This is a genomic window from Bacteroides sp. M10, assembly GCF_014334015.1.
In the GTDB taxonomy this organism is placed as follows: domain Bacteria; phylum Bacteroidota; class Bacteroidia; order Bacteroidales; family Bacteroidaceae; genus Bacteroides; species Bacteroides intestinigallinarum.
In genome coordinates this window covers 4,159,751-4,180,689 of sequence record NZ_CP060488.1, presented here as the reverse complement: position 1 = coordinate 4,180,689, position 20,939 = coordinate 4,159,751, and the positions used below count along the sequence as shown (strand labels likewise).

Below are 20,939 nucleotides of genomic sequence, written 5' to 3'. Positions count from 1 at the left end.
TATGAAACTAAAATACATAATAACCTCAGTTTTTGTGCTTGCCGCCGTACTGAATGTTGCATGCTCAGACAGCGACAACTATACAATACCTAAAGGCTCTTTTGAAGAAAAGCCAATTGTTCCTCCCGTTAAAGTTGAGACATCAAAAGTCGACGGGAAATGGAGATTGCTGGTGGACGGTCAAGAACTATATGTCAAAGGAGCCGCATGCAACAACTTCTATGCTGAAGCAGCTGATTTCGGTGCTAATGTAGTCAGGACATACGGAGTATCCGACAAGAGCAAAGCCATTCTGGATGCCGCTCAGGAAAAAGGACTCTATGTCAATTTCGGACTTTACATAAAAAGAGAAACCGACGGTTTCGATTATAACAACGAAGCGGCAGTAAAAGCTCAATTTGATGAAATGAAAGCGGCAGTCGAACGTTTCAAGGACCATCCGGCGCTTTTGGTATGGTCGATAGGAAATGAAGCGGAAGCAAGTTACACCAATCTCAAACTATGGGATGCCATCAATGACATAGCCAAGATGATTCATGAAACCGATCCTAATCATCCCACTACAACGACATTGGCTTCCTCTAATGTAAACCACATAAAAAATATTATAGAAAAAGCTCCGCATATAGATATTCTTTCAGTCAATACGTATGCGCCTAACCTGCCGGGGGTATTGGGAAATCTTCAGTCCGCAGGCTGGACCAAGCCGTATATGATTACAGAGTTCGGACCACGCGGCACTTGGCAAATGAATCCCGAACCCGAAAGAGTGCTACCATGGGGAGGTCTAGTAGAACAGACCAGCAGTGAAAAAGAAGCTGACTATCTGAAAGCCTACCAAGAGAATATAGCTGCCAATAAAGACAACGGTTGCTTAGGTTCGTTTGTATTCTTATGGGGATACCAAACTCACGGGGAAGTACTGACCTGGTACGGGCTATTCGACAAAAAAGGATATACCTTCCCAGCAGTTGATGCCATGCAATATGCATGGACAGGAAGTTATCCGAAAAACCGGGCCCCGGTAATAGCAACCCGTAATGATATACTGATGAATGGCAAGAAAGCGGAAGACGCTATTATTGTCAGCCCGAATTCATCCAACGAAGCTAAAGTCACAGCCACCGACCCGGATGGGGATGCACTGACCTACGATTGGATGATTATGAAGGAAAAGACAGCTTCTTCAGACGGCAGCCTGCCGGATGGCATCACCGGATTAATAGATGATAACACTAAAAAGGAAATTACATTCAAGGCTCCCTCAACGGTCGGTAACTATCGTCTGATAGTCTTTGTGCGCGATGTGAAAAACAAAAAAGTAGCAAGTGCGGTTATTCCATTTTCAGTTCAATAAAAAAATTATCGACTATGAAACTATTAAAATATAATTTAGGCATCTTGTTGTGTCTCACAGCTATCTTCTTCATTGCATGTGACAGTGACGATGAAACTATACAACAGAACCCGAAACCGACTATTAAGTTCACGAAAGTCGGAGACGAACCAGTCATTGCTTATCCGGGCACAGAACTCTGTTTTTCTGTTGAGATGACAGGCACAGCCGGCATTAAGAAAGTCGTTACCATGCTCGATTCACAAGAAATCCCCGGAAGTGCCAAAGAATATCCGGAAAATACGGATAAAGACTCATACAGCGTATCATACACCATAAAATCGGAAGAAGTAGGTAAAACATTGAACTTTGTAATACTGGCAACTGACAATGAGGAAAAGAAATCCACTGCCGAATATGTAGTTTACATCCAGGCTGCCAAACCGGAAATTGAAATAAAGATTCCTAATACCGCACCGGAAACGGTTACCGCGGGAGAAGTGGTAGCGTTCGATATTGAGATTACTTCCGCAACAACATTAAGAAGCATAAAAACATATCTCGAAGGTCTGGAAATTACAGATTTAACCAAAGAGACATTTGAGAATCCCAACAGTGATATCTATGTATTCTCATACACGACTACTGATTTGAATGCTGGACAAACCCTGTTATTCACATTTGAAGTGATGGATGCCAACGGCGGTATCGTAAGAAGTGAATATAGCGTAGAAGTAACGAGAGCAGTAGAATTAGACATAAATGAATTCTACACACTTAAAATCGGAGCACAAGCCAGTACAGACGCAGGGCCTTTCTTAAATACTACTAACGGAGAAATTTATGTACGAGACGGAGCTGCTGCCAAATCAGCCAATATCGACATTACCCTATTCTATAGTAACGGTTCATACGGCTATTATTTCGTATCCCCGTCTGATGCAAGCATCGAAGCTATTTTTAAAGCACCAGATGCAATAACAACCTGGGAACATCGTAACAGTACGAAACTGAAAGTTATCCAAATGACGCCAGACGAATTCTTAGCAATCAATTCTGCTGAAATGATTCAGAATCTCTACACGAGCTCATCCGAAGCAGAAGTAGAGAAACTGACAGACAAGCTGGGAGTAGGCTCTATCATCGGATTCAAAACTGTTACCGACAAATATGGTATTATAATTGTCAGGTCATTTGCCAGCGGCAGTTCAAAAGGAAATGTCACCATAGACATGAAAGTGGAAAAATAACCCGGTTCTCAAAATAAATTAATTCTTAACCGCCCTTATTTATGACAAAAATAGGGGCGGATTAGAAATTATTATCTATAAAACAATGAAAATAAAATTACTATCCATCCTGCTAATTACTTTTCAGCCCTTAGTATTCGGGGCTAATGACATACCTGAACGACCGCTTTATCTTGATCCTTCCCAGCCAATCCGGACAAGAGTGGAAAATCTGATGTCCTTAATGACGCTGAAAGAAAAGGTTGCCCAAATGTGCCAGTATGTAGGTCTGGAACATATGCGCGACGCGGAAAAGAATATCACGGAAGAAGAGTTACTGAACGGTCATGCCAGAGGATTTTACAAAGGATTGCACTCCACAGGAGTGGAACGAATGGTCACACGGGGAGAAATCGGTTCATTTCTTCATGTCCTGACTCCTGCGGAAGCCAATCATCTGCAAAAGTTGGCGGAAAAAAGCCGTTTGAAAATTCCCTTGCTGATAGGGATTGATGCCATACATGGAAACGGGCTCGTCAGCGGCTCTACCATTTACCCGTCTCCGATAGGAATGGCTTCCACATTTGCGCCCGATTTAATAGAACAGGCAAGCAGGCAGACAGCCTTCGAAATGCGTGCGACAGGTTCTCACTGGGCTTTCACTCCCAACATAGAAATAGCCTGTGATGCCCGTTGGGGAAGAGTAGGAGAAACATTCGGAGAAGACCCTTATCTGGTATCCCGCATGGGAGTAGCATCCATAAAAGGTCTGCAAACAGACAGCCTTACAGGACTAAATACCGTATTGGCCTGTGCCAAACATTTGGTTGCAGGGGGAATAGCCAATAACGGAACCAATGCCAGTCCGGTAGAATTGAGTGAAGGCAAACTAAGAAACTTCTTTTTGCCCCCATTCAAAGCAGCCATACAAGAAGCCAAACCTTTTACCCTTATGCCGGCACATAACGAATTGAATGGAGTCCCGTGTCATGCAAACAAATGGTTGATGACCGACATTATGCGGAATGAATACGGATTCGATGGGTTCATTGTAAGCGACTGGATGGATATGGAAGCAATCAGCACACGCCACCGGATAGCCGAAAATACAGCTGACGCATTCTTTCTATCCGTAAATGGTGGAGTAGACATGCATATGCATGGCCCTGTTTTTTCCGATGCCATCCTGAAACTTATAAAAGAAGGAAAACTGACGGAAGAAAGAATTAACAAAGCATGCGCCAAGATACTGGAAGCCAAGTTCCGGCTAGGATTATTCGAGAACCGATATGTTACGGAAGCCGGAATAAAGAATACGGTTTTCACCAAAGAACATCAGCAAACAGCACTAGAAATCGCCCGGCGCTCCATTGTCCTATTGAAAAACGAGAGTCTGCTTCCCGTTGACACCCAAAAATTCAAAAAGATACTCGTGACAGGGCCTAACGCCAATAACCAGTCAATCATGGGCGACTGGGTATTTGAGCAACCGGAGAAGAATGTATCAACCATACTGAAAGGCATAAAAGAGGAAGCACCCGGTGCACAGATAAATTATGTAGATGTCGGCTGGAATATGAGAGCATTGGATAGTGCCAAAATAGATGAGGCCATACAAACAGCAAAGTCTTCGGATCTGGCAATTGTCGTAGTTGGAGAAGACTCTTTCCGACAGCACTGGAAAGAGAAAACATGCGGAGAAAACAGGGACCGTATGGATATCACCCTTTGGGGTAAACAGGACTATCTTGTGGAATCTATTTACAAGACAGGCGTTCCTACTATCATCATTTTGGTAAACGGACGTCCCCTTGCCACCGGATGGATTGCTGAAAATATCCCGGCTATTATTGAAGCTTGGGAACCAGGGTCAATGGGTGGAAAAGCAATTGCGGAAATCATCTTCGGCAAAGTAAACCCCAGCGGAAAGTTACCCATCACTATTCCACGGCACGTAGGTCAGATTTCAACTGTATATAATCACAAACCGTCCCAATTTCTCCATCCTTATATCGACGGGGACAAAACGCCGCTTTATCCTTTCGGGTATGGCCTAAGCTATACTTCTTTCAAGTACGACCAGCTTAAAGTAAACAAGGCGGATTATCATGCCAACGAAGAAATAGAGGTTACTGTGAATGTCAGTAACACAGGAAAAAGGCGAGGGGAAGAAGTCGTCCAACTTTATATTCGGGATGATTACAGTAACACCACCCGACCGGTGAAAGAACTGAAACGTTTTCAACGTATTCTTTTGGAAAAGGGAGAAAGCAAAGTGGTATCATTTCGCTTAAACAAAGAAGACCTTTCCTACTATAACCATAAAGCCGAATATGTACTGGAACCGGGTACGTTCACCGTCATGGTGGGCGGTAGTTCTTTGGACAAAGACCTGCAAAAAGTTAAGTTTAACGTAAAATGAAATCGGATATGAAGAAACTGATTCTATTATTGACCATTCTTACTTTTCTGTTCAGTTGTAAAAGCAACCCGAAGGAAGAGTACGATATATGTATCTATGGTGGTACTTCCGCTGGAGTAATAGCAGCATACTCTGCCAAGATGTTGGGTAAGAAAGTGTTACTTATCGAACCGCAAAACCGCCTCGGTGGACTGACTTCCGGTGGACTTGGTTTCACCGATATAGGAAACAAACAAGTAGTGACCGGATTATCAAAAGACTTTTACCGCCGTTTGGGAGCTCATTATGGCAAACTGGAACAATGGATATTCGAACCCAAAATAGCGGACAGCCTCTTTAATGACTACATTAAACGGGCAGACGTCGAAGTTTTATACAAATACAGAATCACAGATGCCCAACTTGCCAATGGATATATAAAAAATATCACTCTTGAAAGTTCCGACGGAACAAAACCCGGCAAATCCATAGCCGCCAAAGTATTCATCGACTGTACTTATGAGGGTGACCTGATGGCTAAAGCAGGAGTTTCCTACACGATAGGCCGGGAAAGCAACAAACTGTATGATGAAACTTATAATGGCGTCCAACTGATGAAAGGACACCAGTTTCCGGATGGAGTAGACCCATACAAGATAAAAGGTGATTCCACAAGCGGATTATTATGGGGAATCAGTCCTGCCGCACTTTCATCGGACGGTACGGGCGACAAGTTAGTACAAGCCTATAATTACCGCATTTGCCTCACCGACAATCCAGCCAACAAAATAGAAATCACCCGCCCGGAAAATTATGATTCCACCAAATACGAGTTACTGCTACGCCTGTTTGACGCCCAACCCAATAAAAGGAAACTAAACCATTATTTTATCTGGAGCCGGATGCCAAACAATAAGACGGATATAAATAACCGGGGAGGATTTTCTACTGATATGATTGGAATGAATCATAACTATCCGGAAGCATCTTACGAAGAAAAGGCAGAAATCATAAAAGCACATAAAGACTATACCCAAGGATTACTTTATTTCTACAAGACCGACCCCAGAGTTCCGCAAGAATTAAGAGACGAAATACAGGCATGGGGCTATCCCAAAGACGAATATACCGAGGACAACCATTGGTCGCCTCAACTATATATCAGAGAAAGCCGCAGAATGACAGGGGATTATGTAATGACGCAAGCACATTGCGAAGGACGAGAAACAGTTACCGATGGTATCGGTATGGCTGCATATACCATGGACTCACACAACTGCCAACGGATACTCGTAAAAAAAGATGGTAAGTACATGGTAAAAAATGAAGGAAATGTAGAAATCGGCGGCGGACTCCCCTACCCCATATCCTATCGTTCCATCATCCCAAAGGAAGAAGAATGTAAGAACTTGCTCGTTCCCGTTTGTCTCTCTGCCAGTCATATTGCCTATGGTTCCATCCGTATGGAACCGGTATTTATGGTATTGGCACAGTCTGCCGCTATCGCCGCAGCAGAAGCCATAAACACAGGAAGCGTACAGACCGTCGATATAAAAAAAGTACAGGCATTGCTACACGAAAATCCTCTATTGGACGGTAGTTTTTCCGAGATACTGATTGACGACAGCGAACTGGACTTATCCATCAATAATGATTGGGAAGTTATAAAAAAACAAGGAGGATATGGTCCCACTTTCCTGAAATCCAAAGTTCGCAACGGTTCGCCTATCCGTTTCAGCCCACATATGGAACATGAAGGAAAATACAAAGTCTATACTTATTATCACATGAGAAAAGATATATCACCGGCTATCACATATTCCATTTCGGACGGAATCGATAGTTGGACAAGAGTCATACATAAAGACAGCGTGAGAATAGAAGGACAAACTACGGGAGAATGGGTAGAACTGGGAACATACAACTTTCAAAAAAGCCCCATGCCATATATAGAAATATCCACCGGAGATACAAGCGGGGCGGTCATTGCTGACGCTGTACTATTCATACCCGTAAAATAAGATTTATATGTATATGAAAAAGATTTTGTGTTTGCTATATCTGCTATCAATATTTTGTTTTTCCCATGCTCAGAATGAGAATATATATTTAGAGCAAAAGATTGATTCAACCCTATCGGGTATGACTATCCGTGAAAAAGCAGGGCAGTTGAACCAGCTTGACGGACGCGGTACAATTGAAAATCTGAAGATATTGATACGAAAAGGAGAAATCGGTTCGGTTATGAATGTTACCGAACCCGAAATCGTCAATGAGTTACAAGAAATCGCCTGCAAACAATCAAGAACCGGTATCCCCCTGGTTTTCACCCGCGACGTCGTGCATGGTTTCAAAACAATGTTACCCATTCCGTTAGGACAAGCTGCCACCTTCCATCCGGAACTGATACAGAAAGGGGCACGAATCGCAGCCATAGAAGCCACGGAGCATGGTGTCAGATGGTCATTTGCACCCATGATAGACATATCCAGAGATGCCCGGTGGGGACGCATAGCCGAAAGTTTTGGTGAAGATACCTATCTCACGGAACAAATGGCTGTTGCCGTAGTAAACGGATTTCAAGGTGATAATTTATCAAATCCACAATCAATGGCTGCCTGCGCCAAACATTTTATCGGATACGGGGCTGTAGAAGGAGGACGTGATTATAATTCAACTCATATTCCCGAAAGACAGTTGAGAGATGTCTATCTTCCGCCTTTCGAAAAAGCTGTAAAAGCCAATTGTTCCAGTATTATGACTTCGTTCAATGATAATGATGGGATTCCGGTTACAGGAAACAAAAAACTATTAAAGGGTATTCTTCGCAAAGAATGGAAGTTTGACGGGGTTGTAGTTTCCGACTGGGGCTCTGTAACGGAAATGATAAAACATGGCTTCGCTGAAGACCGGAAAGATGCAGCCCGAAAAGCGATAGAAGCCGGACTGGACATGGATATGTCTTCCAAAGCCTTTATTCAGAATATAGAGGAATTAATCGCCAAGGGGATAATTACCGAAGAGACATTGGACAATGCGGTGCGAAATGTACTAAGATTAAAGTTCAGGCTCGGACTGTTTGACAATCCTTACACTGATATTAATAAGAAAAAAGAAACCTATTCGGACAAGCATCTGGCTATTGCAAAAAAGATTGCGGAAGAATCTGTCGTCCTATTGAAAAATGAGAACCGCACATTACCGCTATCTCCGAAAATAAAAAGTATCCTGATAGTAGGGCCATTATCCGATGCTCCTCACGATCAACTCGGAACCTGGACAATGGACGGAGAAACAGAGAAAACACAAACTCCTGTAAAAGCACTGCGTGAAATGTATGGCGACAAAGTGGAAATTCATTTTGTGAAAGGTCTGGAGTACAGCAGAGATAAAAATAAGATGAATTTCAATAAGGTATTGGCAAAAGCAAGCCAAGTAGATGCCATTATAGCTTTTATCGGTGAAGAAGCCATCCTGTCAGGCGAAGCGCATTGTTTGGCTGACATAAAGCTACAAGGAGCACAATCCGAACTTATCAAAATATTAAGCAGAACAAATAAGCCGCTCATTACAGTTATCATGGCCGGACGCCCATTGATTATCAATGAGGAGCTAAACCTATCCGATGCTGTATTATATGCTTGGCATCCCGGAACGATGGGCGGTAACGCACTGGCAGATATTTTATTTGGTAAGACTACACCTAGCGGCAAACTACCCGTTACTTTTCCAAAAGCAACAGGACAAATTCCCATTTACTATAATCACACCAATACCGGGCGTCCGGCTACAGGAAAAGAAAAGTCTTTAGACGAAATACCTTTAAATGCCAAACAGTCAGTATTAGGGCACTCCTCTTATTATCTCGATTTAGGAGCACAACCTTTATTCCCATTCGGATATGGTCTGTCATACACATCTTTCGAATATTCCGATTTAAAAATAGACCACACCGTACTCACTCCGAACGATACGCTTTCAATTAGCGTCAAAGTGAAAAATACAGGGCAATATAAAGGGACAGAAGTAGTTCAACTCTATGTATCGGATCTTTTCGGTTCCGTCACTCGCCCGGTAAAGGAACTAAAAGGGTTTAAAAGGATAGAGTTAAGTCCAAATGAAGAAAAAATGGTAGTATTCGAACTCTCCTCATACGAACTGAGCTTTTGGAATATTAATATGAAAAAAGAGGTGGAACCAGGTAAGTTCAAAATAAGAATCGGCACTGATAGTCAAAGCGGACCGGAAACCTTTTTCGAAATAAAGTAATAACAGCAATGGAGTAAAGAACTTCTATGATTAATCATCGCCGAGAACTTTATTCTCCTTTCCTTTGTTATTACTGATAGTAAAGTGCAAATAAGATGCACAACAAAGTTCTATTAAAAAAGAAAGGAAGATTATGAAAAAAGTAATCGACAGAGCTTCATCAAGAGGCTATTTTAATCACGGCTGGCTCAAGACCCATCACACATTCAGTTTTGCCAACTATTATAATCCGGAAAGAATTCATTTCGGAGCATTACGAGTGCTGAACGATGACAGTGTAGACCCGTCTATGGGATTCGATACACATCCGCATAAAAATATGGAAGTGATTTCCATCCCTCTAAAAGGATACCTGAAACATGGTGACAGTGTACAAAACACTAAAACCATCACTCCAGGTGATATTCAGGTTATGAGTACAGGCAGCGGCATTTATCACAGTGAATACAATGGCAGTGATAAAGAACAACTGGAATTCCTGCAGATATGGGTATTTCCACGAGTTGAAAACACCAAACCGGAGTATAACAACTTCGATATTCGTCCGCTCCTGAAACCAAATGAACTGGCGCTAATCCTGTCTCCGAACGGGAAGACTCCAGCTTCTATCAAACAAGATGCATGGTTCTCTATGGGAAGTTTCGATACGGAAAAAACAATCGAATATAAGATGCATCAGGAAGGTAACGGGGTATATATCTTCGTACTTGAAGGAGAAATCACAGTGGCGGAAGAACGGCTGTCCAAACGTGATGGTATCGGTGTTTGGGATACAAAAGAATTCCCGATACATATATTAAAAGGAACCCAACTTCTATTAATAGAAGTACCCATGTAATTTTCGCTAAAATTTCAATTTATTCTATTCAAAAAGCGGCCTCATCGAAAAGATGAGACCGCTTTTTTATTCATTATCCAAGATTGGTCATTATCGGAGAAATCGTTATTTCCCTTTCTTATAATTCTCCAATCCGGTCTGTAAGAATTCAATATACTTAGGGATATCTTCGTTATAAGCATACGACTTATTCAATGGTTTACCCTGATTGTCCAGCAATACATAGAAAGGCTGGGCATTAGCTCCGAATTTCACACGTTGCAGATAGCTCCATTTATCGCCGACAGTACGCAAAGTACGTTCTGTACCATTTTCGAGAATCTTCACGGGTTCGGTCAACGGAGTTTTATTATCTACATAAAGTGTTATCAATACGTAGTCGTTATTAATCAAATCACTCACTTTCGGGTCAGTCCATACCGCTGCTTCCATCTTACGGCAGTTTACGCAACCATATCCGGTAAAGTCGAGCATAACCGGTTTTCCGTTCAGACGGGCATATTCCATTCCTAAATCATAGTCATCGAATTTCGCGTGTACATCATTCTTATGCAGATTGAAATCTTGCGTCTGCATAGGCGGAGCAAATGCAGATACGGCTTTCAATGGTGCTCCCCACAAACCGGGAACCATATATACGGCAAATGCTAAAGAGATTAACGCCATAAAGAAGCGGGTTACTCCCACCTTATTATCATCGTCATCGTGCGGGAATTTGATCTTGCCCAACAGGTAGAATCCAAGCAAAGCAAAGATGACAATCCATAAAGCCAGGAATGTTTCGCGATCAAGCAATCTCCAACCATAAGCCAAATCAGCAACTGACAAGAATTTAAGTGCAAATGCTAATTCGAGGAAACCCAGTGTAACCTTGATAACATTCATCCATCCGCCGGACTTTGGCATCGATTTCAGCCAAGACGGGAACAGGGCGAAGAGTGTGAACGGCAACGCCAAAGCAATGGCAAATCCTAACATACCGATTGCCGGAGCAACTACGCTTCCTGTTGTAGATACCTGTACCAGCAGGAAGCCGATAATCGGACCTGTACAAGAGAAAGATACCAATGAAAGCGTGAAAGCCATCAGGAAAATACTTAGCAATCCGGTCGTAGATTCAGCTTTGCTATCTACTGCATTTCCCCACTTCGACGGCAGCCTGATTTCAAACGCTCCAAAGAATGAAGCAGCAAAAATCACCAGCATCAGGAAGAAGAGAATGTTGAAAATAGCATTGGTAGATAAAGCATTTAATGCACTGGCTCCGAAAATCAAAGTAATAGCCAAGCCCAATGCCACATAAATCACTACGATAGATGCACCGTATGTCCACGCATCACGAATTCCTTTCTTTTTGTCTTTACTACGTTTTAAGAAGAAACTGACTGTCATCGGAATAATCGGCCATACACAAGGGGTAAACAATGCCAATAATCCACCCAGAAAACCTGTTATGAATATATATATCCAGGACATGTCTTCCTGACCATGTTCTTCTCCTAAGGCTTGTAAATCACTGATTACCGGTTTCCAAAGATCACCCGATGCAACAGCAGGCTGAATATCCGTAGCAGCTTCGGTTGTAGTTGCAGACACCAGTTCCATCATCGCAGAAGAATCTTTCGTAGCAGCAGGCACGGGTTCTTCTTTTTGCTTATCCGCTACCTTTTGCTCCGGTTGCTCTGTTTTCGTTGCAGCGGCATTTCCGGCTTTTGCTACTCCGGAATACTTAAACGGCACCTGAGTAGGAGGCAGACAACTCTCGTCATCACAAGCTCCGTATTCCAGATAACCTTCGATTGCGTAAGCTCCACCCGTGAATTTTACTTTCTGCACAAACTTTGCTGCGTTCTCGAAATAGCGTACCTTCATTTCGAATAATTTATCGAAAGTAGATACTTCTTTGCCTACAGGTTTCAGTTTGCCAACAAGCTCAATACCCGATTTATTATCAACATTGAATGTTGCGGAAATAGGGCCGCCATCTCCCAGATCGGTAGAATAAACATGCCAACCTTTATCAATGGTAGCTGTAAACACCACCTCTGCCTCCGTATCGGAGAGAGGTGTCAGCTCTGTTTTAAACTTTACCGGATCTTTGATCTGCGCTTGCAATGCATATACAACAAAGCTTAAAAGCAGGAAAGAAATTATTTTTCTCATCTTTATTTTTGGGGTTTATAATTCATAGTCTACGCACGCACGGCTCTCCTTCGTTTCAGCCAGAATCTTTCCGGCAGCTACGTGGTCGGGATGTGTTGCGTAGAATTTTACATCTTCTAGTGTATCAAACTCACTGTAAAGCGCAATATTCCATGTTTCACCAGGATTCATATTCAATCCGACCTCCACTTTGCGAATTACAGAAATTTTAGCAGGAAGAGCTTCTATCGCTTCCTTGAATTTAGTCATGACTACCAGTTTCTCTTCAGCAGGAACTTCGTCTTTTAACTTAAATAATACAATGTGTTTTACCATTACGTTGTTATTTTAATGAATTGTTTCTATATTTGTCTTGTTAATGCGTTTACCACATTAATAGTAATGCAAAAATACTCTATTTGGTTCAAATATACATTTAAAGAGATGTTAATTATAGGAATAGCAGGCGGAACGGGCTCCGGAAAGACCACCGTCGTACGGAAAATTATAGAAAGTCTCCCTGCAGGAGAAGTAGTACTCTTACCACAGGATTCATACTACAAAGACAGTAGTCATGTCCCGGTTGAAGAACGCCAGAATATCAATTTTGACCATCCTGATGCTTTTGAATGGAGTCTGCTTTCCAAGCATGTCATGACGCTGAAAGAAGGAAAGAGTATCGAACAGCCCACCTATTCTTATCTCACATGTACACGCCAGCCCGAAACGATTCATATCGAACCTCGTGAAGTGGTTATCATTGAAGGAATCCTTGCCTTATGTGATAAAAAGCTGCGCAATATGATGGACCTCAAAATATTTGTTGATGCCGATCCCGACGAACGCCTGATACGTGTCATCCAGAGAGATGTCATTGAGCGCGGACGTACTGCCGAAGCTGTAATGGAACGTTATACACGGGTTTTAAAACCTATGCACTTGCAATTTATCGAACCTTGCAAACGATATGCCGACCTTATTGTACCGGAAGGAGGCAGTAATAGGGTGGCTATTGATATACTGACCATGTACATCAAGAAGCACCTTAAGAATTAAAAATTGAAAATTAAAAATTAAGAAATGAATGTCAAGACACTGAGTATTCCTTTATTTCTTATTCTATTTTGTTGTATGCTCGGATGCCGGAATAAGCATCATAACAAGATGGATGAGACAGCACGTGATCTTCCACAAATAAAAGATAGTGGCGAACTCGTTGTATTGACATTATATAGTTCTACTTCCTATTTCATTTACCGGGGACAAGAAATGGGGTTCCAGTATGAACTTAGTGAACAGTTTGCCAAAAGTCTGGGACTAAAGCTTAGGATTGAAGTAGCCAACAGCGTCGACGAAATGATCCAAAAATTATTGGCAGGCGAAGGAGACATGATTGCCTATAATCTGCCAATCACCAAAGAGTGGAAAGACAGTCTTCTTTATTGTGGCGAAGATGTAATTACTCACCAGGTAATTGTTCAGCAAGGAAGAGGAAAACAGAAGCCGTTGGAAGATGTAACCGAACTGGTTGGAAAAGATATATACGTAAAACCGGGGAAATATTATGATCGCCTCGTCAATCTGAACAGTGAATTAGGAGGAGGTATCCGGATTCATGAAGTCACCAATGACAGTATCACTATTGAGGACTTGATTACACAAGTAGCACAAGGAAAAATTCCGTATACGGTAGCCGACAATGATTTAGCCAGACTTAATAAGACCTATTATCCCAATTTAAATATCGACCTGTCCATCAGTTTCGATCAACGCTCTTCGTGGGCGGTACGAAAAGACAGCCCCGAGCTGGCAGCCGCTGCTACCCAATGGCATCAGGAAAACATGACTTCTCCTGCTTACACAGCCAGTATGAAACGTTATTTTGAGAATAGTAAAATGATGCCGCACTCTCCTATCCTCTCCTTAAAAGAAGGAAAGATATCTCATTATGACCATTTATTCAAGAAGTATTCCAAAGACATCGGCTGGGACTGGCGTATGCTCGCATCATTAGCATATACAGAATCCAATTTCGATACTACCGCTGTATCTTGGGCTGGCGCCAAAGGACTCATGCAGTTGATGCCTGCCACAGCACGCGCAATGGGAGTACCTCCCGGCAAAGAGCAGAATCCGGAGGAAAGTGTGAAAGCGGCTATTAAATATATTACCGCCACCGACCGGAGTTTCAGCATGATTCCCGACAAACAGGAACGGCTCAATTTTATCCTGGCATCTTACAACGCCGGTTTGGGACATATATATGATGCAATGGCACTAGCCGAAAAATACGGGAAGAACAAATTAGTATGGAAAGATAATGTAGAAAACTTCATCTTACTTAAAAGCAATCAAGAATACTTCACCGATCCTGTCTGCAAAAACGGATATTTCCGTGGCATCGAGACTTACAATTTCGTTCGAGATATTATGTCGCGCTACGAATCCTACAAAAAGAAAATAAAAGCGTGAGTAAAGTATTAGGTGTAATAATACCTAATACTTATTTCTTATAGGTCATCAGACTGATTACGACAATAGCCAATACAGATAATGGTAAGGCAAATAATATCGGGTCAATCACAGGGAAAGGATAAGTGGTAATCAACACATCCCGCCCGAATAACGCTTTACAGATACCCAATGCCGCAGATTCTTTCTGATGAAGAAATACAAGAGCAAACAGACTGCCGATTGTTCCCACCCAAAGACTTGCCATGACGCCTTGTTTAGTAGCTTTCTTCCAATATAAAGCACAGAAATAAGCCGGAAGAAAAGCGGCTGCACAAATTCCCATAAAGATGGAAGTTCCGCGGGCTATAATATCATGAGGCAACATATAACAAATAATATAGCTGACCAGGATAGAGAACAATACACCCAGACGGATCACATTGGTTAGTTTATTCCGTGAACGGGGTTTATAAGTTCCGTAAATATCAGAGCCTACCGAAGCACCCATCGTATGGAACTGTGAACTTAACGTAGACATACTGGCTGAAAGGATGCACAACATAAAAAGCGCGGCAAACCAGTCGGGCATCGCTTTATTAATAAAATATGGAATTATCTTATCAATATCCTGCACAACTTCGGTAGCAACCGCTCCTTCTGTCTTCAGGAAGAAAAGATTACTCAAGGCTCCGGCATGATAGATAGCTCCTACTGTTATAATCAGAAAGAAACAACCGATGAATACACCGCGGTTCAACTGCTTACTACTCTCCACGGTCATAAAGCGAACCACCAGCTGGGGTTGTGCAAGACAACCGATTCCTACCCCTAAAATGAGAGAAGTAACAAGTGAATACCATTGCGGGGAGCCTGTTGCAGGCATTGCTGTCCATCCCTGATGCCCCAATGCCTTAAATTTTTCAGGAACTAACGGAGCAATAGCTGTCAATTCTTTATTAGCTTCCGTAAACCCCATACCGAGCACCTGATACAGAGAAAACAATAAAAACAACATACAGCCAAACATAATAACTGCCTGTAACGCATCTGTATACATCACTCCTTTCATTCCTCCTGCTATGACATAAGCAGCAATGACCAATGTAAATATCAACAAAGAGATATTGAAATCAATCTGGAAAATCTGTTCGATGAATACGGCTCCTCCTTTCATTACAACCGCTGCATAAAGCGGCATTCCGATGAAAATAACAGCAGCAATAAATACCTGTATATTACGGGAGCGGAAATGACGGCCTAATAATTGTGGGAAAGTACTCACATTCAACTTCGCCCCCATACGCCGGGTACGCAAACCGAAAAAGATAAAAGCTATCACCACCCCTACAAACATATTGAGGAAACAGAGCCACTGAATACCCATTCCAAAAGCAGCCGCTACTCCTCCAAAACCTACAATAGCAGATGCGGAAATAAACGTAGCACCATAAGAAAGTGCCATTACGATAGGATTCATCTGACGTCCGCCTACCAAATAGTCACTGGTATTCGTAGTTTTCTTATATCCCAAAAAGCCGAGGTAGGCTAGTGACAGCAGATAAGCTACCACAATTAGTCCAAGAGTAAATGTATTCATCGGGTTTCGTCTTTTTCGTCGTCCTTATTCCAATATTTCAGCCCAAACCAGGCAGCAAAAATCACACATACCACCGAAAGTAGGTAAGGTAGAATAATAAAAGGGTCGTCTATTCCAAACATTTGCGTATCAGATTTTAATCAATTCGGACACAAATGTAAGGAAATTATTGAAAAGACAAAACTTTTGATTACTAATACTGATTATAATGTATCTTTTTCTCGTCAAATTTCTGTTTCGGGTTCTCTTTTGTTGCCGGATAGCCAAAAGGAATGACACAAAGCGGAAGAATATTATCGGGCAGGTTAGTATATTTACGCACTACTTGCATACGGTCTTCGTAAGGATAGGCCGCTGTCCATACAGCACCCAATCCCAGACTTTCAGCAGCCAGCAAAATATTCTGTGCCGCTGCGGAACAATCTAAATACCAATATGAAGAGCGTACAGAATCTCCACAGACAATGATGGCATTACGAGCCTGCGTCAGCATTTTAGCATAAGGAAGTGCTGCTGCCATTGAATCCAGTTTGGCACGATCAGATACTACCACAAATTCCCATGGACGGATATCCCTACCCGTAGGAGCAGCCATTCCGGCACGAAGCATCAAGTCGATTTTCTCTTTCTCTACTCCTTTATTCAGATAAGCACGCACACTTTTGCGCTCGAAAATATTATCCAACACAGCATTTCCGGTTCCGGATGTTCCTTTTTCTTCTTTTGCAGAAGAACAGGAGGTCATAGCAGTGACTGCTACAATCAGACATAAGAAAGAGAAAATCTTTTTCATTGTGACAATGTTTAAAACAGGTTCAACTTATTTTTCTGTGCTTCTTCCAACGAAACAGTTTCACGCTTCATCAGACCACTCTTTTCACGGAGTGCTTGATATTCTGCCTCCAATTCGTTCACCAGCTCGGCTTTTGCCTGCGGGTTGAGCAATTTGGAAGCAACGCCTGCATTTTGGGAAGCATCTTTCAGGTGTACTACCGGAGCATGATAAACAGGAGCAATCTTTAATGCCGTATGCATCTTCGATGTAGTAGCTCCACCAATCAAAAGAGGAATATCCAAACCTGCTTTTTCAAGTTCAACAGCTACGTGAGCCATTTCTTCCAGAGATGGAGTAATCAGTCCACTCAATCCGATCATATCTACCTTTTCTTCAATAGCACGCTGAACGATGGTTTCTGCAGGAACCATTACTCCTAAATCTACAATATCATAACCATTGCAGGCCATCACTACAGCTACAATGTTTTTTCCGATGTCGTGCACATCCCCCTTTACAGTTGCCAGTAGCACTTTACCTGCCGAAGCACTTCCTTCCACTTTTTCCGATTCAATGATCGGTTGCAAGATAGCTACGGCTTTCTTCATGGTGCGGGCAGTCTTCACAACCTGGGGAAGAAACATCTTACCGGCACCAAACAGTTCACCAACATGGTTCATTCCATCCATCAACGGCCCTTCAATTACATCGACAGCTTTATCATAAAGAGGCAATGCCTCTGCCAAGTCCTGTTCCAGAAAATCTCCAATTCCTTTCATCAAGGCATACTTCAAACGTTCCTGAACAGTTCCTTCTCTCCAGGCATCTTGCTTGACAGCCGGTTGTCCGGCAGTTTCGCTCATGTTTGCTTTCAGAGATTCCGCTAATTCAATAAGCCGTTCCGCCGCATCCGGACGACGGTTTAAGACAACATCTTCTATCTTTTCCAAGACATCAGCCGGAATATCAGTGTACAATACGGAAGTTCCCGGATTCACAATCCCCATATCCATTCCTTGCTGGATGGCATGATAAAGGAATACCGCATGCATGGCTTCACGGATATAATTGTTGCCACGGAAAGAGAAAGAAAGGTTGCTGACTCCTCCGCTGATGTGTGCACCGGGGAGATTTTTCTTTATCCAAGCGGTAGCTTCAATAAAATCTACAGCATAGTTATTATGTTCTTCAATCCCCGTAGCTACGGCAAGCACATTGGGGTCAAAAATAATATCGTGAGGATTAAAGCCGATTTTGTCAACCAAAAGACGGTAAGCCCGTTGACAAACTTCGATTTTACGGGCGGCTGTATCTGCCTGTCCTTTCTCGTCGAACGCCATGACCACAGCAGCGGCTCCATATTGCCGGATGATTCGGGCATGTTCAAGGAAAACTTCCTCTCCCTCTTTCAAAGAAATAGAATTGACGATTGATTTGCCCTGAAGACACTTCAGTCCGGCTTCAATAACTTCCCATTTGGAAGAATCAATCATAATCGGAACGCGGGCTATTTCGGGTTCGGACATGATAAGATTCAGGAAAGTAGTCATCTCTATCTTTGCATCCAACAATCCATCGTCCATATTGACGTCAATCACTAAAGCACCGTCCTCCACTTGTTGACGGGCGATAGAGAGAGCTTCATCGTATTTCTTTTCATTGATGAGACGAAGGAACTTGCGCGAACCGGCTACGTTGCAACGTTCGCCGACATTCACAAAGTTTATTTCCGGCTTCACTTCCAACAGTTCAAGTCCGGAGAGCCACATACAATCCGGCGCAGAGGCAGGAACGTGCGGTTTAGCTCCTTCTACAAGGGCGGGATATTCAGCAATATAGGCATCTGTCGTACCACAACAGCCACCAATAATATTGATTAATCCTTCTTCAACATATTCTTTCACTTCATGAGCCATATCCGCAGGTGTCTGGTCATACTTACCCAGACTATTCGGTAACCCGGCATTCGGATAGGCACTAATATAATAAGGTGCACGGGATGCCAGCTGTTCCAGGAACGGCTTCAACTGACGGGCACCGAATGAGCAATTCAAACCGACTGAAAAGATATTGGCATGTTGCACAGAAGCCAGAAATGCATCCAATGTTTGTCCGGACAATGTTCGTCCACCAATATCAGACACTGTTACAGATAACATGATCGGCACTTCTACGCCTGTCATTTTCATGGCTTGTTCGGCTGCAAAAATTGCAGCTTTGGCATTTAGGGTATCAAAGATTGTTTCAATCAGAATGGCGTCAACCCCACCTTCGAGCATTGCTTCCATTTGTTGCTGATAGGATGCAGCCAGTTCGTCGTAACTCAAAGCACGATAAGCCGGGTTGTTCACGTCCGGGCTCATAGAACAGGTTTTATTGGTAGGTCCTACGGAGCCGGCCACAAAACGTGGTTTATCGGGATTCTTGGCTGTATACTCGTCAGCAAGGTCACGAGCCAGTTTTACGGCTGCAAGATTCATCTCACGCACGTATTCTTCTACGTGGTAATCGGCCATAGAAACTGTGGTTGAACTAAATGTATTGGTCTCGATGATATCCGCACCCGCTTCCAGGTATTTACGATGAATATCCTGAATCACGTCGGGACGTGTCAGACACAACAAGTCATTATTCCCTTTCAGCTGTCCGGGAATATGCGCAAAGCGTTCACCACGAAAATCTTCTTCTTTGAGATTATATTGTTGAATCATTGTACCCATTGCTCCATCCAGAATAAGGATGCGCTCGGATACGATCTGAGAAATTGTCTTTTTCATTACCCTATCACATTAATACCTAATTACCACTCTGCCAACATTGCCAGACTTCTCGTAGTCCGGCGTTTTATCTTATAGCGTTTTATTTACCGCTTGAACATTCTTGCCATATCTCTACGGTCGTCTTTCTCCTTAATAGATTCCCGTTTATCATACTCTTTCTTACCTTTCGCCAAAGCTATGACCAGTTTCGCCAAACCTTTCTCATTGATAAACAAGCGTACAGGGACAATCGTAAAGCCGGGATTTTTCATCTCCCGCTGAAGTTTTTCCAATTCTTTTTTACTAAGCAACAACTTCCTCTCTCTACGTGCCGTATGATTATTGTACGATCCATAGAAATATTCGGCGATGTGCATATTCTTCACCCACAATTCGCCTTTCGTAAAATAACAAAACGTATCTACCAGACTGGCTTTTCCCAAACGAATGGATTTTATTTCCGTACCGGTCAACACAATACCTGCTGTGTAGGTATCTATCAGCTCGTAATCAAACGTGGCCCGTTTATTCTTTATATTTACAGAAGGTTGTTTCATCTTCACTCATTAATTAAGTATAGCCGTCAGTCTATTAAATACAATCTGTATCACCGTCGGACATAGTATTAACAATACAGACGACAAAAGGGTGTATTTTAATCGTTGTTTTTCTTCTACTCCCATCAATACAGGAACTCCCTCCCATACCACATAGACGATGTAGAACTGCAGCAACCAGGCAATAATTCTAAAATCAGGTAATAGTCCGGTTACTATCTGAAGCAGGAAAGGCACAACTAATGCATATCCTGCAAACTGTTGTGTCAATGGCATATTGCTATGCATGCCAAACATTCTTGTTCCCATTTCATTCATGGCATAAGCTGCCAGAAAATAACCACCGAACAGGGCTACAGCTACGGCACAACAGTTGGTCATAGCTATCTGGAAACTTTGCGGACCTCCCCATCCATTCGTCAATAATGAACCGACGAACACGGACAGACCGCATAAACCAATCATAGGATAGACAAAAGTCATATATACTTTTCGCCTATCCTCTTCCATAGAAATTTCCTCCCAGGCCTTCGCCGGAGAGGAAATCAATTTCATTGCTATGTTAAATAGTTCTTTGTAGTT

General features: G+C 42.6%; 16 protein-coding genes. 8 read left to right on the top strand and 8 right to left on the bottom strand.

The window, feature by feature from the left end:
- Position 1 precedes the first annotated feature (1 nt).
- The 6 genes from H8796_RS14895 to H8796_RS14870 all read left to right on the top strand — a co-directional run bounded on the left by H8796_RS14895 (position 2) and on the right by H8796_RS14870 (position 10,073).
- Positions 2-1,357 carry a glycoside hydrolase family 2 TIM barrel-domain containing protein gene (locus tag H8796_RS14895; protein WP_074556399.1) on the top strand — a complete coding sequence of 452 codons (1,356 nt, stop codon included), beginning with the start codon at positions 2-4 and terminating at the stop codon, positions 1,355-1,357.
- A 14-nt stretch (positions 1,358-1,371) separates the two neighbouring features.
- Positions 1,372-2,586, top strand: coding sequence for a hypothetical protein (locus H8796_RS14890; RefSeq protein ID WP_074556398.1), 1,215 nt, complete (start codon positions 1,372-1,374; stop codon positions 2,584-2,586).
- 85 nt (positions 2,587-2,671) lie between these two features.
- Entirely contained in the window at positions 2,672-4,987 is a 2,316-nt protein-coding gene (locus H8796_RS14885) for a glycoside hydrolase family 3 N-terminal domain-containing protein (protein WP_117971789.1), read from the top strand.
- 8 nt (positions 4,988-4,995) lie between these two features.
- Positions 4,996-6,987 (top strand): FAD-dependent oxidoreductase, encoded by a 1,992-nt coding sequence (locus H8796_RS14880; protein ID WP_117937542.1) that lies wholly within the window; start codon positions 4,996-4,998, stop codon positions 6,985-6,987.
- Between the two features lie 7 nt (positions 6,988-6,994).
- A complete protein-coding gene (locus H8796_RS14875; protein ID WP_117937527.1) occupies positions 6,995-9,235 on the top strand; it encodes a glycoside hydrolase family 3 N-terminal domain-containing protein in 2,241 nt (746 codons plus the stop codon).
- A gap of 133 nt (positions 9,236-9,368) precedes the next feature.
- A complete protein-coding gene (locus tag H8796_RS14870; RefSeq protein ID WP_004296925.1) occupies positions 9,369-10,073 on the top strand; it encodes a pirin family protein in 705 nt (234 codons plus the stop codon).
- Positions 10,074-10,178: 105 nt separating this feature from the next.
- Here the strand turns inward: H8796_RS14870 and H8796_RS14865 are convergent, their stop codons facing one another.
- Entirely contained in the window at positions 10,179-12,236 is a 2,058-nt protein-coding gene (locus H8796_RS14865) for a cytochrome c biogenesis protein CcdA (RefSeq protein WP_187343820.1), read from the bottom strand.
- A gap of 15 nt (positions 12,237-12,251) precedes the next feature.
- Positions 12,252-12,551, bottom strand: a complete 300-nt coding sequence (locus tag H8796_RS14860; RefSeq protein ID WP_004315980.1) for a Dabb family protein — start codon at positions 12,549-12,551, stop codon at positions 12,252-12,254.
- 108 nt (positions 12,552-12,659) lie between these two features.
- Between H8796_RS14860 and udk the strand changes: the two genes are divergently transcribed.
- The gene (gene udk, locus H8796_RS14855) at positions 12,660-13,271 is read left to right on the top strand and encodes a uridine kinase (RefSeq protein ID WP_008648370.1); all 612 of its coding nucleotides are present in this window, start codon (positions 12,660-12,662) and stop codon (positions 13,269-13,271) included.
- A gap of 24 nt (positions 13,272-13,295) precedes the next feature.
- A complete protein-coding gene (locus H8796_RS14850; protein ID WP_117937531.1) occupies positions 13,296-14,687 on the top strand; it encodes a transporter substrate-binding domain-containing protein in 1,392 nt (463 codons plus the stop codon).
- A gap of 31 nt (positions 14,688-14,718) precedes the next feature.
- On the opposite strand, the gene H8796_RS14845 is transcribed toward H8796_RS14850, so the two are convergent.
- From H8796_RS14845 to H8796_RS14825, 6 genes are all read right to left on the bottom strand, one after another.
- Positions 14,719-16,266 (bottom strand): sodium:solute symporter, encoded by a 1,548-nt coding sequence (locus tag H8796_RS14845; RefSeq protein WP_117937532.1) that lies wholly within the window; start codon positions 16,264-16,266, stop codon positions 14,719-14,721.
- Positions 16,263-16,388 (bottom strand): symporter small accessory protein, encoded by a 126-nt coding sequence (locus H8796_RS25645; protein WP_004296931.1) that lies wholly within the window; start codon positions 16,386-16,388, stop codon positions 16,263-16,265. Before H8796_RS25645 ends, H8796_RS14845 begins: the two co-directional genes overlap by 4 nt.
- Positions 16,389-16,459: 71 nt before the next feature.
- Positions 16,460-17,059 carry a nitroreductase family protein gene (locus H8796_RS14840; protein ID WP_004296933.1) on the bottom strand — a complete coding sequence of 200 codons (600 nt, stop codon included), beginning with the start codon at positions 17,057-17,059 and terminating at the stop codon, positions 16,460-16,462.
- 11 nt (positions 17,060-17,070) lie between these two features.
- The gene (gene metH / locus H8796_RS14835; protein WP_117937534.1) at positions 17,071-19,818 is read right to left on the bottom strand and encodes a methionine synthase; all 2,748 of its coding nucleotides are present in this window, start codon (positions 19,816-19,818) and stop codon (positions 17,071-17,073) included.
- 86 nt (positions 19,819-19,904) lie between these two features.
- Positions 19,905-20,357, bottom strand: coding sequence for an SsrA-binding protein (smpB, locus tag H8796_RS14830; RefSeq protein ID WP_117937536.1), 453 nt, complete (start codon positions 20,355-20,357; stop codon positions 19,905-19,907).
- A gap of 9 nt (positions 20,358-20,366) precedes the next feature.
- Complete coding sequence (locus tag H8796_RS14825) at positions 20,367-20,912, bottom strand: Yip1 family protein (RefSeq protein ID WP_117937538.1); 546 nt, start codon at positions 20,910-20,912, stop codon at positions 20,367-20,369.
- Positions 20,913-20,939 lie beyond the last annotated feature (27 nt).

Bases quoted from the DNA above. Each gene is read 5' to 3' on its own strand.
- H8796_RS14895 (WP_074556399.1), top strand. From the start codon at position 2: ATGAAACTAAAATACATAATAACCTCAGTTTTTGTGCTTGCCGCCGTA.
- H8796_RS14890 (WP_074556398.1), top strand. From the start codon at position 1,372: ATGAAACTATTAAAATATAATTTAGGCATCTTGTTGTGTCTCACAGCT.
- H8796_RS14885 (WP_117971789.1), top strand. From the start codon at position 2,672: ATGAAAATAAAATTACTATCCATCCTGCTAATTACTTTTCAGCCCTTA.
- H8796_RS14880 (WP_117937542.1), top strand. From the start codon at position 4,996: ATGAAGAAACTGATTCTATTATTGACCATTCTTACTTTTCTGTTCAGT.
- H8796_RS14875 (WP_117937527.1), top strand. From the start codon at position 6,995: ATGTATATGAAAAAGATTTTGTGTTTGCTATATCTGCTATCAATATTT.
- H8796_RS14870 (WP_004296925.1), top strand. From the start codon at position 9,369: ATGAAAAAAGTAATCGACAGAGCTTCATCAAGAGGCTATTTTAATCAC.
- H8796_RS14865 (WP_187343820.1), bottom strand. From the start codon at position 12,236: ATGAGAAAAATAATTTCTTTCCTGCTTTTAAGCTTTGTTGTATATGCA.
- H8796_RS14860 (WP_004315980.1), bottom strand. From the start codon at position 12,551: ATGGTAAAACACATTGTATTATTTAAGTTAAAAGACGAAGTTCCTGCT.
- udk (WP_008648370.1), top strand. From the start codon at position 12,660: ATGTTAATTATAGGAATAGCAGGCGGAACGGGCTCCGGAAAGACCACC.
- H8796_RS14850 (WP_117937531.1), top strand. From the start codon at position 13,296: ATGAATGTCAAGACACTGAGTATTCCTTTATTTCTTATTCTATTTTGT.
- H8796_RS14845 (WP_117937532.1), bottom strand. From the start codon at position 16,266: ATGAATACATTTACTCTTGGACTAATTGTGGTAGCTTATCTGCTGTCA.
- H8796_RS25645 (WP_004296931.1), bottom strand. From the start codon at position 16,388: ATGTTTGGAATAGACGACCCTTTTATTATTCTACCTTACCTACTTTCG.
- H8796_RS14840 (WP_004296933.1), bottom strand. From the start codon at position 17,059: ATGAAAAAGATTTTCTCTTTCTTATGTCTGATTGTAGCAGTCACTGCT.
- metH (WP_117937534.1), bottom strand. From the start codon at position 19,818: ATGAAAAAGACAATTTCTCAGATCGTATCCGAGCGCATCCTTATTCTG.
- smpB (WP_117937536.1), bottom strand. From the start codon at position 20,357: ATGAAACAACCTTCTGTAAATATAAAGAATAAACGGGCCACGTTTGAT.
- H8796_RS14825 (WP_117937538.1), bottom strand. From the start codon at position 20,912: ATGAAATTGATTTCCTCTCCGGCGAAGGCCTGGGAGGAAATTTCTATG.